Source organism: Rhodococcus sp. IEGM 1307, from assembly GCF_030056915.1.
GTDB lineage: Bacteria > Actinomycetota > Actinomycetes > Mycobacteriales > Mycobacteriaceae > Rhodococcus_F > Rhodococcus_F opacus_D.
This window is the reverse complement of the sequence record NZ_JASHKW010000001.1, coordinates 167,597-180,647: the sequence shown is the minus strand read 5'-3', so window position 1 is coordinate 180,647 and position 13,051 is coordinate 167,597. Positions and strand designations below refer to the sequence as shown.

The window sequence follows — 13,051 nt, the reverse complement described above, 5'->3', positions numbered from 1 at the left end:
GTCAGTTCGACCGCGGCAGTTCCACCCGGAACGTGGCGCCCTCGCCGGGCCGGCTGTCGACGGTCACCGACCCGCGGTGGGCGGCGACCAGGGCGGCCACGATCGACAGGCCGAGGCCGCTGCCACCGCTCTCCCGGGTGCGGGACGCGTCGGTGCGGTAGAACCTCTCGAACACCCGGGCCGCGTCCTCCTCGCTGAGTCCCGGTCCGGTGTCGGCCACCTCGAGCACGACGCTGTGTTCGGTGGTGCTCAACCGCACCGTCACGTCCGAGGTGGCGGGGGTGTGTTTGACGGCGTTGGCGAGCAGGTTGCCGAGGACCTGCCGCAGCCGGGCCTCGTCACCGATCACCTCGGGCGTCCCGGGTCCGGGGCGGACGTCGAGTGCGATGGACCGATCGGGGGCGACGGCGCGTGCCCCGTGCACGGCGTCCGACGCCACCGACAGCAGGTCGACGGGCCGGGTCTCGAGGGGACGCTGGGCATCGAGCCGGGCGAGCATGAGGAGATCCTCGACGAGGAGCCTCATCCGCGACGCCTCGCCTTCGATGCGACTCATCAGGGTTTCCGTGTCGGTCATCGCGCCTTGTCGATACAGCTCGGCGAAGCCGCGAATCGTGGTGAGCGGGGTGCGTAACTCGTGGCTCGCGTCGGCGACGAATCGCCGCATCTTCTCCTCGGAGCGGCGCGCCGATTCCTCCGATGCCTCGGTGGCGGCGAACGCGTGCTGGATCTGGGCGAGCATTCCGTTGAGCGCCACGGACAGTCGACCGATCTCGGTACGCTCGTCCCGTTCCGGGACACGCCGGTGCAAGTCACCCGACGCGATCGCCGCGGCGGTCTCCTCCACTTCGACGAGGGGACGCAGACTGCGCCGGACCACGAAGTACGCGACCACCCCCAGCGCGATCAGCACGACCACACCGATGATGAGTTGCAGCACGATCAGCCGGTTCACCGTTTCGTCGTTCTCGGTGAGTGTCATCGCGACGGTGGTCTCGGTTCCGTCCGGCGCGGTCGTCGTCAGCACCCGCCACCGCACGTCGGAGTTGTCGGTCGAGCCGACCGTCTCGGGTCCCGACGCGGGGTCCTCGGGCAGTGCGGGGGAGGCGGATTCGTCGTTGATCTCACGCAGGACCGTTCCGTTCGGCAGCGTCGTGCGGACGTAGAACGGGCTCGGTGGGCGGCCGAGGTTCGGTTCGACCGGCGGCGGCAGCGGGCGCAATTTGCCGGGCTTCGCCCACCCCTGAGCCGCGTCGTGCAGCTGGTGATCGACACGGTTGGTCAGCGAATTCTCGAGCGCCGACGTCACCGCGACACCGGATGCGAGGAGTCCGAGCGCAGCGAGCAGGAGCACGGCGCCGACGAGGGTGATGCGCAGCGGCATCGCGCGAATCCACCGTCGCGCAGGCCCGTTCGGGACAGCGGCGACCGCCTCGGCCGGCTCCCGCGGAGCCGCAGGCGCGGTCATCGCCGCGGTTCTCGCATCACGTAGCCGACTCCGCGGAGGGTGTGGATCAGCGGCGTCTCGCCCGTGTCGACCTTCCGGCGGAGGTAGGACACGTACGACTCGACCACCCCGACCTCACCGCCGAAGTCGTAGTTCCAGACGTGGTCGAGGATCCGCGGCTTGCTCAGCACGGTGCCGGCGTTGACCATGAAGTACCGCAGCAGGGTGAACTCCGTCGGCGACAGCGATACCAGGTCGCCCGCCTTCCAGACCTCCCGCGTGTCGTCGTCGAGTTCGATGTCGGCGAACTTGATGCGGGCGGACTGCTCCTCCACCGACACCTTGCCTGCCCGCCGCAGGATGACGCGCAGCCGGGTCACCACTTCTTCGAGGCTGAACGGCTTGGTGACGTAGTCGTCCGCACCGAGTGTGAGGCCGCTGATCTTGTCCTCCACCGCGTCCTTCGCGGTGAGGAACAGCACCGGAGCGTCCACACCGTCGGCGCGCAGCCGCTTGAGCAGGCCGAACCCGTCCATTCCCGGCATCATGACGTCGAGGATCACGGCGTCGGGGCGGAACGTGCGCGCCGTGTCGAGTCCCTCGGCCCCGGTCGACGCCGTCGCCACCTCGAATCCCTGAAAACGCAGGCTCACGGAGAGCAACTCGAGGATGTTCGGTTCGTCGTCGACGACGAGGACGCGGGCTTCGACAGGCTTCTCATTCACGCAACCCATCATCACTCGTGACGCTGGATCGTCGCTGCACGTTTCCTGGGAGATTGCTGTGAGCCGTACCGCCTGCTTGTGCGGGTGGGATTCCGGTCGTCAGTTCACCACGATGTTGAGGTTGAGTACTACTCCGCCGAACGTCAGGATCGTGTTGGCCAATCCGAGGGTGACACCGCTGTTGAGTGCCCCGAGCAGTCCGAGCATCATGACCTCCATCGTCGCCCCTGGGAAGGGGTGGTTGCGCGCTGTCCGTGCGCGTTGCGGATGACACTAGGTCAACTCGGAAGAATTCGCGGCGACACACGCAAGCAAATTCGCTGAATAAAATCACCCATTCTTCTTTACCGAAAAAGGGGGAAATTCTCGGTACATGAGCAAGGATGGGAAAGTTGCGCTCCGCGTGCCGGCGCCTCCGGCCGTCGCACACGAGACAACCCCGCCGTCGATCCGACAGCGGGGTTGCGGGAGCGGAGTTGTCTTGACAGGCAGGAAGTTCAGGCTACGACGTTCAGGTTGAAAACCACTCCACCGAACGTCCCGATCGTGTTGGCGAGTCCGAGGGTGAAAGCGCTGTTGATTGCGGCGAGCAGTCCGAGCATCATGATGTGCCTCGTTATCTTCCGTGGTATATGCACAGAATTCACTGTTTCGCTCGACAATAAATGAGGCGACCTCGATCTGCGAGATAATCGGCGCATTCGCGACCCGTGCGCGTTCGAGGAGTGTGTGTACTCGCTCACCACTCACGGGCGCGGAGTGCCCCGTTGGGTACCGTGGAAATCGTCGACACGACATCCGGACGAGCGCACCGTACCCGGCCAGCGACAAGACGGTGCCCGGAGGTTTGTCATGGCGTGGATCGTGCTTGTGCTGTCGGGAATCCTGGAGGCCGTCTGGGCCACCGCCCTCGGCCGATCGGAAGGGTTCACCAAACTCGGACCCAGTGTCGTATTCGGCGTCGCGTTGATTCTCAGCATGGCGGGTCTGGCGTTCGCGATGCGCAGTCTCCCCATCGGAACGTCGTACGCGGTCTGGGTCGGCATCGGCGCAGCCCTCACGGTCGGGTTCGCGATGGTGACCGGCTCCGAGAGTTCCTCACTGGTGAAGATCCTGCTGATCCTGGGCATCGTGGGATGCGTCGTCGGGCTGAAGGTCCTGCACTGACCGGATCGTGACACTCGATGCTTGTGTGTCGCGGGTTACAGTAATTCCATGAACCTGGTGTCGTTGATGACCCTCCCGGTGCGCGTCGGCCTCGCGGCGGCCGATGTCGGTCTCGGAATCGCCGAAGCCAGCCTGATGACCGTCCGGACGGCGGTCGCCGGGACCGGTGTCGTCACGGGGATGGGCACCCAGGGCAGCCCGTTGCAGGTGATCAGCCAGCTGTCGTCGCTCGCGGCCAACGACCGCCCGCTCGGGCAGGCCCTCCAGCCGGGTGGTCCGCTCGACCGCCTCCTCGCTCCAGGCGGTCCCGTCGACCGTCTCACGTCGGAGGGCGGCACCCTCGAACGCCTGCTCGAGCCGGGCGGCCCGCTCGAGCGGGTGCTCGCCAAGGACGGCCCGCTCGACCGGGTGCTCGCCGAGGACGGCACCCTGGAACGGCTTCTCGCGAAGGACGGTCTCCTCGACCGCCTCACCGCGGAGCAGGGGCCGCTCGAACGACTGACCGCGCGGGACGGTGCGGTCGAGCGGCTCACGGCGCCGGGCGGAATCGTGGACCGGGCGCTCGCCGAGAACGGCATCCTCGAGACCCTGCTGTCGGAGGGCGGCGCGTTCGAACGGCTCATCGCCGAGGGTGGCCCGCTCGACCAGATCGTGGCGCTGTCCGAGACGTTGACGGCCCTGGCGCCCAACCTCGAGCGGATGAGCGCCAGCATCGACCTGTTGCAGGAAACCGTGGGCATTCTCAGCGCCGCGGTCGGGCCGCTCGGCGACCTCGCCGGCAAGTTGCCGGGACGCTGGCTCAAGGGCAAGGGCGACCGCCCGGGCGTCGACTACACACTCGGGCCCGCCTGACACTTGACCTGAACGCAACTCGAGGTTTTACGGTCGGGTCATGACTCGCATCGAAGGCCTCGGACCTGTCGGCATCACCCTGAACATCTCACCGGGCGAGACGTACCTCGACGACGCGGCCCGGCTGGAATCCCTCGGCTATTCGGCGATCTGGCTGCGGGGCGGTCAGATCGACAGCCTGGACCGGATCTCGGCCGTCGTCCGGGCGACCGACTCGATCCCCGTCGCGACCGGCATCATCCCGGTCGGCGTGTACGACTCGGACGCCGTCGCTCAGCTCTTTGCGGATCTGCAGACCACGGCGCCGGACCGGTTCGTCGTCGGGCTGGGCGGCCCGCAGGTCCCCCGGCCGCTCCGGGCGTTGAACGAGTATCTCGACAGGCTCGACCGGTCCGATCCGCCGGTGCCTGCGGAGCGACGGATTCTGGCCGCACTGGGCCCACGCAAGCTGGAACTCGCGCGGGACAGGACCGCGGGGGCCGTCGTGCTCCTCGTCACCCCCGACTACACCGCCGAGGCGCGGCGCATCCTCGGCCCGGACGCCACGCTGGTCGTCTCGCTGATGACGGTGCTCGGCACCGACGCCGCGCGGGCCCGCGACACCGCCCGCGTTCCGCTCCGATTCCTGTCCGGGGTGGGCGGCTATGCCACGAATTTCGAGCGGATGGGTTTCGGCGCCGACGACATCTCGGGGCTGAGCGACCGGCTCGTCGACGACCTGGTCGCCTGGGGTGATGCGGACGCGATCGTCGCGCGGGTACACAGCCACCTCGCGGCCGGCGCCGATCATGTCGTCGTGAGCGAACTGGGTGAGCGGCCGGGCGAGGTGGCCCGGCAGCTCGCGACACGGTTGCCACTTCGCGCATAGGACGACCGGCCGACAGCCCCCGACCCGTGCCTCTGGTATGTATTTCGCATGACACGAACCATCGTTGCGCTGTTGATCCCTGCCGCCCTGCTGCTCGGGGCGTGCAGTTCCGAATCGACCACCACCGAGGCCGAGTCCCCGGCGAGCGCAACGACCGAGGCCACCGAGGCATCCTCCGCAGACCTGCCCGCTGTCGCGGACCTGTGCAAGGGGCTGCTCCAGTACACGAACGGAGCGGAGGCTCGCGCGCAGCAGAGCGGCGAGACGTTCGACCGCACGAAGGCCCTCGACGACCTGTTCACCCAGTCGGCCGAGACGCCGGAGTGGAAGGATGCTCCGCAGGAGCGCAAGGATCAGATGATCCAGGCCTACGACGCCGCCAAGACCGGGGCCTGCTGACCCGGATTCGCAATCGAGGACCGAAACTGTCCTCAATTCTTCGTAGCGTGCCCGGTATGACCGACACGACGAAGTCCATCCATCCGTTTCGCATCGACATCGCGCAGGAGCAACTCGACGATCTTGCCGATCGTCTCGCGCGCACCCGGTTCGGCACACCCCTTCCGGGTGACGACTGGGCGAGCGGTGTGCCCACGTCCTACCTGGTCGAACTCGTCACGTACTGGCGCGACGAGTTCGACTGGCGGGCGCAGGAGAAATCGCTCAACACCATCCCGCAGTTCGTCACCGAGATCGACGGGCAGAACATCCACTTCCTCCACGTGCGCTCCCCCGAACCGAACGCACTGCCCCTCGTCCTCACCCATGGCTGGCCGGGTTCGTTCGTCGAGTTCCTCGACGTGATCGGCCCGCTCACCGACCCCGCAGCGCACGGGGGCGACCCCGCCGACGCGTTCGATGTGGTCGTGCCGTCGCTGCCCGGATTCGGATTCTCCGGACCGGTCCGCGAATCGGGCTGGGACACTACCCGTATCGCCGCGGCGTGGGCAGAGCTGATGACCCGGCTCGGCTACCACCGCTACGGGGTCCAGGGCGGGGACATCGGTGCGGACGTCTCACCCGAGGTCGCCCGCATCGCCCCGGCCGCGGTGGTCGGGGTGCATCTCAACGGCAACGTCGGGGTTCCGTTCCACGAGCTGGACGAGGCGGAGCAGGCGAGCCTGTCACCGCTGGAACAGGACCGACGCGACCGGGTGTCACGGTTCATGTCCGAGGAGTTCGGCTACATCGCCATCCAGTCCACCAGGCCCGCGACCCTCGGTGCCGCCCTTGCCGATTCGCCGGTGGGTCAGCTCGCGTGGATCGTCGACAAGTTTCGCGAGTGGACACATCCCCGCGAGACGCTCCCCCACGACGTCGTCGGCATCGACCGACTTCTCACCAACGTCATGCTGTACTGGCTCACCGGGACCGCGTCTTCGTCCGCGTATGTCGGCTACATGCAGGAATCATCCTGGGGCGCCGACAAATCCGCGTCCGGAGTTCCGACCGCGGTCATCGTGTTCGCCCACGACGTCGGTATCCGCCGCTACGCCGAACAGGAACACGCGATCACGCGGTGGACCGACGTCGAGGACAGTGGCGGTCACTTCGCCGCACTCGAAGAGCCCGAGACCCTGACCGCGGACATCCGGGAGTTCTTCGCCGGACTCCGCTGAGCGCGATACGACGAACCACCGGCCCGGGCGGGGGTCCGGCGGTTCGTCGACGGTGTTGCGTCAGTTGCCGATACCGGCAACCTCCTGGGCGATACCGGCCAGTCGCGTCTGGGCCGCGGAGACCACGCCCTGGCGATCCTTGTGGGCTTCCTCGTAGGCGACGACGGTGCGCACGTCGGAGGGATCGGTCAGTTCCTTGACCGCGGCGACCGCCTGGGACACGTTGAGGTCGTCGTAGTCGGCGATCGGGAGTTCGCCCGCCTCCAGGACGCCACCAGCGGCGCGTGCGGAATGGATCGCGTCGGCGATTCCGTCGGCGCCTTCGTTGCGAGTGACCTGCTCCGCCGTTTCGAGGGCGGCATCACGCGAGGCGGCAAGCGTCTTCACGGCGACATCGCCCGCGTGGGCGCCTCGACCGAGCAACGCGCTCAGCATCGGCGGGGTGGTGCGGGCCGTGTCGAGAGCACGGTCGATGCCACGCGCGGACCACGAGACCGGGACGTTGATCAGCCGGATCGTGGCACCGGTCGCCGCCTGGAACGGGGTGCGTCGCAGGGCCGCCGGCCCACCGAGCGCCTCCTCCGCGAGCACCGTGGTCAACCAGTCGACGGTCGCGGCGTGCGCGGTGACCAGTCGATCGGCCAACCGGACGACGTCCTGCTTCCCGGCCGCGGTCGCGAGGGCCTTCACGTACCGCGCCCGGTCGAGCAACTGGTGTTCGAGGGCGAGGTCGCCGAGCAGGGCCTCGTCGAACGGCTGCGCCTGCTCCGCCATCGCCTTCAGCGCCGCTGCCAGCCTGCCGAACAGCGGGCCGACGATCTCGGGCACTCCCCCGAGATCGCGGATGGCGCGTTCGACCGCCTCTGCGCGGAGGCGTCCGTTCTCGGCGTTCTCAGTGAGCTCTCGGCGCACGGCCTCGGTGCGCGCTTGCGCGACGCGGGTTTCGGCGACCTGGATCTCGGTGTTGGTCAGATCGAGTACGGCGTGCAGCTGGGTGATCAGTGTGGGGACGGTCATGTTGTGTCCTTTCCCGTTCTTGGGTGCGGTCAGATCAGGCGTGCGGTCAGATCAGGCTGGAGATGAGATACGCCGCGAGTAGGACGCCGGCGAGAACGGCCGCGGCGGTGACGGCCGCGAGGACCGCCGATCCGGTCACGGACATCGCGGGCACGGCGGCGACGAGAGCAGCGACGAGAGCGGTCCCGAGCGAGAAACGACGGTCGGGCTCGTCCTGCTGGTTCTTCGCGTGCCGGGGTGTGCTTGCGCGGAGTGCATTGTGGGCAAGGGTCATGGTTCGATTTCCCGTCTGGAGTCGAATGCGGACCAGAGTCGGGACCACACGAGAGGGCGATCGCCGGACGACGCTGTCGGCGCCTTCGTGCAGATCCCGGGTTTCGCGATTTACAGCGTCAGTTCGCTGACGACATCGACTGCACGGGCAGTGTCGGGTTCGGCCATTGCGTGTTCTCTCCCTACCGCAACGTCACATGCTCGAATGCGTGCGGCTCGTTCGGATCGTCAACTTATCTGCTCTGGCTGATACAGATTTCATCTTATCTACTTGGCAGTAAAGTTCAACCCATCCGAGCAAGAGAATCGGCCGAACCCGGGATGGCGGCACCAAAAACCGCCGGGACCAGCACAGATGACACACACACAGAATCTTCAGTGCGCGAGAAGACCGGGGGCGGACACCGCCCTCAACCCGACGATCGGTCGAATCCTGGCAACCCGATCACCCTCCGGCTGCGCCACTTTCCGACCCTTCCAACCGTGACGCCAGATCCGCGTTCTCGGATTCGAGCGCGAGGATCCTCTGAATGCCCGGGACGTTCACTCCGTCGTCCATGAGCTGCGCTATGCGCGCCAACCTGACCAGATCGTCGTCGCTGTATCTACGGGTGCCGCCGCTGGTCCGTGCAGGGGTCAGCAATCCGCGACGCTCGTACAACCGCAGGGTCTGCGGGCCGATGCCCGTCAACTCCGACGTCACCGCAATTCCGTAGACCCCGCGACACGAGCGGGGTAAGGCGTCGATGGTCACAACAGGCTCCCTTCTGCTTAAGGAACACCCGATGTTAACAAACCAATGAAATCAATCTGCAACACCAGATATAGATTTTGCATATTCCACTCAGCATGCACCCTCGGCTGCGGCGAGAGCCAGGGCAGGGTGACGTAATCTCGGAGCCGAACCGAACGCGAACCGAGGCCGCCCGGGCAGGGATCGCGGAGGTGTCGTGGCCGCGAGTGCCACGGCCGCTGCGCCAGAGACGAGAAGACGGTGCCCCGCACTCAGGAACACGCAGATCGTTACCGCGACGCCCTCACTGCGCTCGCGGCGGCTACCCAGCGACCGGCAAATGTGGTCAACACCGGGGCGGGCTATGCGATCCGGGTCGATTTCGAGTACAACCGCTACCTTCTCGCGTCCAACGCTGCCGACGGACTGACCGACGCCGCCGAGGACACGTCCGAATGGCGGGTGAGCCTCTATCAGGGAGTCACCGACGGAACTCCGGACGAACTGCTGGCCGCCGCCGAGCACGCATGGCTCGTCGACGCGTTCGACCTCGCGTTCGCCGATATCCGGGCCGAGGGCAAATGGCAGTCGGCCGACGCCTCGTTCGACGCGTTCAACTCCACTAACGACCAGTCCACCAGCTGAGCCGGTAGGCGCGACTCAGGCCCGACCCGGGACCTCGGACTTCACGAGCTGCTCCAGCTCGGCGTTGCGGGCCGCCAGGATCGCGTTCTCGGCTTCGAGCTGAAGAATCTGACCGATTCCGATCAGATTGACACCGGCCGCGACGAGTTCGGTGATCTTCTGGAGGCGCGCGACATCGTCCTCGCTGTACCGGCGTGTTCCACCGCCCGTGCGAGTCGGTGTGATCAACCCTCGCCGCTCGTACAAGCGCAGCGTCTGCGGGCCGATACCCGTCAGCTCCGACGTTACCGAGATCCCGTACACACCCCGCTGCGATCGAAGCGGCACATGAGAGGACGTCACCGGATCTCCCTTCTTCTCAGGGCGCATCAATCCTATCAAGGTCCGGAAGACACAATGTGCCGCAGGGGGTGCAGGTTCGCTCTGGCCTTCGCGGACCGCGCTTCCGCGCTCCTGCATCGCAGTTCCCGGTAGCCCCGCGGTCCACCCTGCCTCATCTGATTCCTTCCCGGTTCGGTTCTCCGTCCGCGCTCGCCCTCTCGAGCAGCAATCTTGCTCATTCCGCTTGAACTTCCTGCCCCATGACTGTAGAACAAATCTATATTCTTGAACGCAGATAAGTTCTCACCACGAGGTGGGCACCAAGGAGAACCGATGACCACACACAACCCGCAGAACGCTCCCCACGACGGAGATGTCCTCGTTCTCGGCGCAGGCAGCGGCGGAGCGATCGCCGGCGGCCTGATCGCCACGCTGGCCCTCAGCGCGCTCACTCTCCTCTCCTCCCTGCCGACCTGACGGCCTGCCCGCCCCACCCTTTCCACACCGACCCTTCACACCCGACAGGACACAGCGCTCATGCCCGCCAGCTCCACATCCCACGCTTCCGCCACCACTACTGCCTCGCGAGGCGGAGCAGCGATGAGCACCGAGGAAATCAAGGCCCGGATCGAGGCGATGTTCGCCGACGAGGCCACCGACACCTCCCCCGCACTCGTCGAATAGTGACGCCATCGCCGATGCCGGCAGGTCAGAGAAGGGCAGAGCCATGAACGTGTCCACCCAGCTCGTCGCACCATCCTGCGAAATCCGTCGCATCCCCTCCAGGACGACGCCGACGCATCGCACGAAGCCTGCGGCAGAGGTCGCAACAGACGACCGACGGCGGGAACGCCCGGAGCCCGCGCGACGCGAGCGCGACCAGTACCGCGACGTGCCCGCGCAGTGCGAGGCCATCGGCCGGCTCGCCGCCTCCGACCCCCGCCGCGAAGTGTTGCGCCAGCGGCTGATCGAACGTTGCCTGCCGCTCGCCGAACACATCGCCCGGCGTTTCCACGGTCGCGGAGAACCACTCGACGACCTGATCCAGGTCGCCCGCCTCGGACTGGTCAAGGCCGTCGACCGCTTCGACGCCCGCTGCGGAGCGAACTTCGTGTCCTACGCCGTCCCGACCATCACCGGCGAAGTCCGCAGGCACTTCCGTGACACGGGGTGGGCCATGCGCGTCCCGCGCAGCATGCAGGAACTGCACCTCTCCCTCACCAACGCGACGACCGAACTGACCACCACACTCGGACGCGCCCCGACGGCGAGCGAACTGGCCGAGGCCGTCGGGATCGACAAGGACGAAGTAGTGCAGGGCCTCCGGGTCGCCGACGCGTACAGCACCCTCTCCACCGATTTCCCGCTCGGCGAGAACGAACGCCCGCTGTCGGAGACGATCGGCGACGTCGACCCGGCGCTCGCCCACGTCGAGGACCACGTGGTCCTCGCACCACTGCTGGAATCACTTCCCGACCTCGAACGCACCGTGCTGGTCCTGCGCTTCTTCGGCAACATGACCCAGTCGCAGATCGCCGCGCGGGTGGGTGTCTCGCAGATGCAGGTGTCCCGGCTCCTGACCAAGACGCTGGCGGACCTGCGCGGGAAACTCGCCGACGTGGGCGGTCAGTTGCTCTCGTAGGCGGCGAGGAAGTCCTCCCACGTCCGCTTACCCGTCGCTGCGACGTCGAGTGACAGGTTCGCGCCCTCCCGGTACGCGCGGCCGGCCTTTCCCGGCATCCGCACCGGCATCATCAGCCGATGCCGTCCGGTCGCCTTCAGGTATCCGCGCATCAGCTCGGCCATCCCGTACACGGTCGGTCCGGGCAGGTCGGGCACCAGGCCGGCCGGCGCCCCGAGGGTCAGTTCCACCAGACGCGCCGCGACCTCCGCCGAGTCGACCGGCTGGAACCGCAGTCCGCCCGGAACCGGAATCACCGGCAGTTTCACCATCTTCTGCAGCATGGTCAGCACCAGGTCGTGGAACTGGGCCGCGCGCAGCGTCGTCCACGGCACACCCGAGTCGGCCACCGCTCGTTCCGCGGCCAGCTTGGATCCGAACCAGCCGAGCGGAACTCCGTCGGCGCCGATCACCGAGATGTACACCAGGTGCTGCACCCCGGCGCGCGAGGCGGCCTCCACCAGGTTCCGCGTCGCGACCTCGTCACCCTTGGGTCCGCCCGCCAGGTGCAGAACGGTCTCGACCCCCTCCAGCGCGGGCTCTATTCCCTTGCCCTCGAACAGGTCACCGGCCACATACTGGACGCCGTCGCCCGGCTCGCGGCCGTGCCGGCTGAGAACGCGCACGTCCCGTCCCGCCGCCCGCAGCAGTGGGACGACCTGACGTCCGAGCGTGCCCGTGCCGCCGGTGATCAGAATGGGTGATGTCATGATCTCTCCAGATTCGTTGGGTGCGGGACTCGGTTTCCCGGTCTCGACAGCTGGTTTTCGGTGGATCTACTGCTAAGACACGCGGCGAGGAAGGAATGTGACACGGTGGACGACCGCGATCGGCTGACGGAGCGTTTCGAGGAACACCGGCCCCGGCTGCGGGCTGTCGCGTACCGGATGCTGGGCTCGGTGAGCGAGGCCGACGACGCCGTCCAGGAGGCGTGGCTGCGTATGAGCCGCGCCGACACCGACGTCGTGGACAATCTCGAGGCGTGGCTGATCACGGTGGTGTCGCGGGTGTGCCTGAACGTGCTGCGCTCACGCGAGCAGCGGCGCGAGGAACCTCTCGACGTCCAGGCACACGACCCGGTCGTCGCTCACGAGGACGGTGGAGACCCCGAACACGAAGCGATGCTGGCGGACTCGGTCGGCCTGGCACTGCTCGTGGTGCTCGACACGCTGACCCCGGCCGAGCGGCTCGCGTTCGTCCTGCACGACATGTTCGACGTGCCCTTCGACGACGTCGCCCCCATCGTGGGCCGCTCCTCCCCAGCGGTGCGGCAACTCGCCAGCCGCGCCCGCCGACGGGTGAAAGGAGCCTCCCCGGCGCCGGACACTGCGGATCTGGACCGCCAGCGCCGTGTCGTCGACGCCTATCTGGCCGCGACCCGCGGCGGAGACTTCGACGCTCTGGTCGCCCTGCTCGATCCGGACGTGGTGCTCCGGGCGGATCCGGCGGTCGGACCCACCCCGGCGCCTCTCCTGATCCGGGGCGCCCGGGTCGTGGCCAGGGGCGCGCTCGCCTCCTCGGAACGGGCCCGGTCCACGCAGGTCGCCCTGGTGAACGGGGCAGCCGGGCTCGTGATGGCTCTCCACGGTCGGCTGCACCTGGTGTTGGCGTTCACGATCGCGGACGGCAGGATCACCGAGATCGATGTCATCGCAGAACCCGATCGGGTCCGCCGACTCGATCTCGCGGTTCTCGATGACTGA

Annotated in this window: 17 protein-coding genes and 1 riboswitch; of the genes, 10 read left to right on the top strand and 7 right to left on the bottom strand. The window is 67.4% G+C overall.

Features of this window, described 5'->3' with window-relative positions:
* Position 1 precedes the first annotated feature (1 nt).
* Positions 2-1,384 (bottom strand): sensor histidine kinase, encoded by a 1,383-nt coding sequence (locus QM841_RS00820; RefSeq protein WP_283330956.1) that lies wholly within the window; start codon positions 1,382-1,384, stop codon positions 2-4.
* Positions 1,385-1,464: 80 nt separating this feature from the next.
* Positions 1,465-2,181, bottom strand: coding sequence for a response regulator transcription factor (locus QM841_RS00815; RefSeq protein WP_005561510.1), 717 nt, complete (start codon positions 2,179-2,181; stop codon positions 1,465-1,467).
* A gap of 771 nt (positions 2,182-2,952) precedes the next feature.
* A riboswitch (guanidine-III (ykkC-III) riboswitch) is annotated at positions 2,953-3,014 on the top strand.
* A 10-nt stretch (positions 3,015-3,024) separates the two neighbouring features.
* Here QM841_RS00815 and QM841_RS00810 point away from each other — a divergent pair.
* Genes QM841_RS00810 through QM841_RS00790 form a run of 5 tightly spaced genes read left to right on the top strand, consistent with a single transcriptional unit; the run spans position 3,025 to position 6,678 of the window.
* Positions 3,025-3,339, top strand: a complete 315-nt coding sequence (locus QM841_RS00810) for a DMT family transporter (protein ID WP_280778821.1) — start codon at positions 3,025-3,027, stop codon at positions 3,337-3,339.
* Between the two features lie 48 nt (positions 3,340-3,387).
* The gene (locus tag QM841_RS00805) at positions 3,388-4,191 is read left to right on the top strand and encodes an ABC transporter (protein WP_280778822.1); all 804 of its coding nucleotides are present in this window, start codon (positions 3,388-3,390) and stop codon (positions 4,189-4,191) included.
* 40 nt (positions 4,192-4,231) lie between these two features.
* On the top strand, positions 4,232-5,059 hold the full coding sequence (locus QM841_RS00800) for an LLM class F420-dependent oxidoreductase (protein WP_283330574.1): 828 nt from the start codon (positions 4,232-4,234) through the stop codon (positions 5,057-5,059).
* Positions 5,060-5,107: 48 nt separating this feature from the next.
* On the top strand, positions 5,108-5,458 hold the full coding sequence (locus tag QM841_RS00795; protein WP_283330573.1) for a hypothetical protein: 351 nt from the start codon (positions 5,108-5,110) through the stop codon (positions 5,456-5,458).
* Positions 5,459-5,514: 56 nt separating this feature from the next.
* Positions 5,515-6,678 carry an epoxide hydrolase family protein gene (locus tag QM841_RS00790; protein WP_283330572.1) on the top strand — a complete coding sequence of 388 codons (1,164 nt, stop codon included), beginning with the start codon at positions 5,515-5,517 and terminating at the stop codon, positions 6,676-6,678.
* A 60-nt stretch (positions 6,679-6,738) separates the two neighbouring features.
* Here QM841_RS00790 and QM841_RS00785 read toward each other — a convergent pair whose 3' ends face one another.
* From QM841_RS00785 to QM841_RS00775, 3 genes are all read right to left on the bottom strand, one after another.
* On the bottom strand, positions 6,739-7,695 hold the full coding sequence (locus QM841_RS00785) for a ferritin-like domain-containing protein (protein ID WP_283330571.1): 957 nt from the start codon (positions 7,693-7,695) through the stop codon (positions 6,739-6,741).
* A gap of 46 nt (positions 7,696-7,741) precedes the next feature.
* A complete protein-coding gene (locus tag QM841_RS00780; RefSeq protein ID WP_283330570.1) occupies positions 7,742-7,969 on the bottom strand; it encodes a hypothetical protein in 228 nt (75 codons plus the stop codon).
* A gap of 444 nt (positions 7,970-8,413) precedes the next feature.
* Positions 8,414-8,722, bottom strand: a complete 309-nt coding sequence (locus QM841_RS00775; protein WP_105412857.1) for a MerR family transcriptional regulator — start codon at positions 8,720-8,722, stop codon at positions 8,414-8,416.
* Between the two features lie 240 nt (positions 8,723-8,962).
* Between QM841_RS00775 and QM841_RS00770 the strand changes: the two genes are divergently transcribed.
* Positions 8,963-9,346, top strand: coding sequence for a hypothetical protein (locus QM841_RS00770; protein ID WP_283330569.1), 384 nt, complete (start codon positions 8,963-8,965; stop codon positions 9,344-9,346).
* A 15-nt stretch (positions 9,347-9,361) separates the two neighbouring features.
* Here QM841_RS00770 and QM841_RS00765 read toward each other — a convergent pair whose 3' ends face one another.
* Positions 9,362-9,715, bottom strand: coding sequence for a MerR family transcriptional regulator (locus QM841_RS00765; RefSeq protein ID WP_016883982.1), 354 nt, complete (start codon positions 9,713-9,715; stop codon positions 9,362-9,364).
* A gap of 285 nt (positions 9,716-10,000) precedes the next feature.
* Here QM841_RS00765 and QM841_RS00760 point away from each other — a divergent pair, with 285 nt between their 5' ends.
* The 3 genes from QM841_RS00760 to QM841_RS00750 are packed head-to-tail and all read left to right on the top strand — an operon-like array spanning position 10,001 to position 11,309.
* Positions 10,001-10,144: a hypothetical protein gene (locus tag QM841_RS00760; RefSeq protein WP_280778831.1), complete on the top strand. Its 144-nt coding sequence runs from the start codon at positions 10,001-10,003 to the stop codon at positions 10,142-10,144.
* A 60-nt stretch (positions 10,145-10,204) separates the two neighbouring features.
* On the top strand, positions 10,205-10,351 hold the full coding sequence (locus tag QM841_RS00755) for a hypothetical protein (RefSeq protein ID WP_283330568.1): 147 nt from the start codon (positions 10,205-10,207) through the stop codon (positions 10,349-10,351).
* A gap of 43 nt (positions 10,352-10,394) precedes the next feature.
* Positions 10,395-11,309: a SigB/SigF/SigG family RNA polymerase sigma factor gene (locus QM841_RS00750; protein WP_283330567.1), complete on the top strand. Its 915-nt coding sequence runs from the start codon at positions 10,395-10,397 to the stop codon at positions 11,307-11,309.
* Here QM841_RS00750 and QM841_RS00745 read toward each other — a convergent pair.
* Positions 11,294-12,058 carry an SDR family oxidoreductase gene (locus tag QM841_RS00745; protein ID WP_283330566.1) on the bottom strand — a complete coding sequence of 255 codons (765 nt, stop codon included), beginning with the start codon at positions 12,056-12,058 and terminating at the stop codon, positions 11,294-11,296. The two genes, QM841_RS00750 and QM841_RS00745, sit on opposite strands and share 16 nt — an antisense overlap.
* 105 nt (positions 12,059-12,163) lie before the next feature.
* On the opposite strand from QM841_RS00745, the gene QM841_RS00740 reads away from it, so the two are divergent.
* Complete coding sequence (locus tag QM841_RS00740; protein ID WP_283330565.1) at positions 12,164-13,051, top strand: sigma-70 family RNA polymerase sigma factor; 888 nt, start codon at positions 12,164-12,166, stop codon at positions 13,049-13,051.